Annotated in this window: 2 protein-coding genes; both read right to left on the bottom strand. The window is 49.6% G+C overall.

Going from position 1 to position 2,171, the window contains the following annotated elements:
- Positions 1–3: 3 nt before the first annotated feature.
- Positions 4–1,725, bottom strand: a complete 1,722-nt coding sequence (locus IQ257_RS29405; protein ID WP_193882705.1) for a R3H domain-containing nucleic acid-binding protein — start codon at positions 1,723–1,725, stop codon at positions 4–6.
- A 152-nt stretch (positions 1,726–1,877) separates the two neighbouring features.
- On the bottom strand, positions 1,878–2,171 hold a 294-nt coding region (locus IQ257_RS29400; RefSeq protein ID WP_322744509.1), incomplete at its 5' end, for an LdpA C-terminal domain-containing domain.

The following is a 2,171-nucleotide window of genomic DNA, read 5'->3' as shown; positions in this document are numbered from 1 at the left end:
CCCTCATGCTGGATAAATCCGCAAGCGCCGATTGGGTTCATCCCCAAAACTATCCGACTTGAGGCGGTAGTGTTCGACGAGTTCGTGCTGCATTTTCCGTACTTTAGGCGATCGCGGCAGCAATTCCACGGGTTGCCCCTTGGGAATTACAATTTGTTCAACTGCCAATCGAGCTTCTTCGAGTGCCTCAATTTCGTCTTCGCTGCCGCTTTGAGTAAACAATCGCAGATCTTCAGCATCAGGCATTCCGGGTTCATCCATATCCAGCATCCGCCGCAGAGCACGGGTAATCTGGGGGATGGTGCTGGCTTTGACAGCGTGAATGGGTATCTGACGTGATCTGGCAATTGACCGCAGCTTTGAGTGGCTTTTAACGTGCGATCGCAACCCTAACACAGCATCTGCACTATCCATGTCTTTTGTCAAGATCACGGGTAAGTTTAACACCCGGATCACCTGCTCCATTTGATGACGACTGACGCCATAAGGATAGATATGGAGTGGTAAATCCTCACCATTGGGTCCAGATGTCTCAAACCCATTGGTTACTCTATCTGGTTGCTGCCAAGATTCATGGAGCAGCCGATCAAAATCATTGGTTTGGGCATAGGGTGTAGACGAAGGGTAGGATAACGGTTTCATCTGTCCCGACGAACGCCAGCCTGTCGGCTTGCTGGGAACAGGAGAAAGTAAGGCTCGTTCGGGTGGTATGGCGAGGGGGGCGTTAGGAAATTCGTGAGTAATGATCACCTTTCCTGTTTCATCCACGATCCGCACTTGCGGATTGGGCTGACGCCCCCGCAATAGAGTATCAACCGTATCAGAAACGCTTTCATGAACCACCCAACGATGACGTTCCAGCATTTCTACAGCAATTTCAAAGGTTGGGGGTGCCTTTCGTTCCAAAACGGTTTTCTGAGAACCCCGCCGTCTAGCTTCGTCATCTCCCAGCGTCACCGCCTGAATACCGCCGACCAAATCTGAGAGGGTAGGGTTTTTAATCAAGTTTTCAATCTGGTTGCCATGGGCAGTTCCTACTAACTGAACGCCTCGTTCGGCAATGGTACGGGCAGCTAAGGCTTCCAATTCTGTCCCAATTTCATCAATAACAATGACTTCGGGCATATGGTTTTCTACTGCCTCAATCATCACCTGATGCTGCAATTCTGGGCGAGCCACTTGCATACGTCTGGCTCTGCCAATAGCAGGGTGGGGAATATCGCCATCCCCAGCAATTTCGTTAGAGGTGTCGATAATGACGACTCGTTTTTGTAAATCATCCGCTAAGACGCGGGCAATTTCCCGTAAAGCCGTGGTTTTACCTACACCAGGGCGTCCTAGCATCAGAATAGACTGACCCGTTTCTACCAGGTCACGAATCATGCTAATCGTCCCAAACACCGCTCGACCAACGCGGCAGGTTAAGCCAATAATTTCACCGGGACGATTGCGAATTGCGCTAATCCGGTGCAGGGTGCGCTCGATTCCGGCTCGGTTGTCACCGCTAAACTGCCCCACTCGCTGAATGCAATAGTGGAGTTGTTCGGCAGTGATAGGTGTTTCAGAAAGATATTCTGCCCCACTTGGGAAGCGCACCTCTGCGAAGCGACCTAGATCCATAACTACCTCAATCAAACTGTCGCGTTGCGGGTGTTGTTCCACTAATAAGCGAATTTCTCCGGGTAGAATATCCAGCAACTTCTGGAGGTCGTCTGTTATTTGCATCCCATCTAAATGAATTGGTTCGTCCACAATCGGCGATTCTTGATTCAATGACAGTTGTTGATTGAAGGGGTTGCTCCCGTTGGAATTCACCATAGCTCCTATCAAATACAGCGATCGCTGTTATTTTGGGTGGGTATTTGGAAATAACTTTTCTAACTGTTGGAGTTGAGTTGGTCTTCAATTGCGGCAATAGGACGAGATGGCTTTAATTGAGAAACTAGGGAATGAGCCATTTCTACAGCTTGCCAGAGCATATCGGGGTACGTTTCGAGATATCCCAAGGACTGATTTTGATGCCATGCCAGGTTAGCTTGAATGTGTTCCTCATGAAATTTCTCTAAATTGTCCAAAATCGGTGACACCAGAGTGCGAGCATAACTGCCATAGGCAACACCAGCCACGTAGGGTTGGGAGTAGGGAGTAGGGGAAGAGGATGAGGGGATGGG

It is taken from the genome of Coleofasciculus sp. LEGE 07092 (genome assembly GCF_015207375.1).
GTDB lineage: Bacteria > Cyanobacteriota > Cyanobacteriia > Cyanobacteriales > Coleofasciculaceae > LEGE-07092.
The sequence above is the reverse complement of the archived record's forward strand: the minus strand, read 5'-3'. Positions and strand labels throughout refer to the sequence as shown.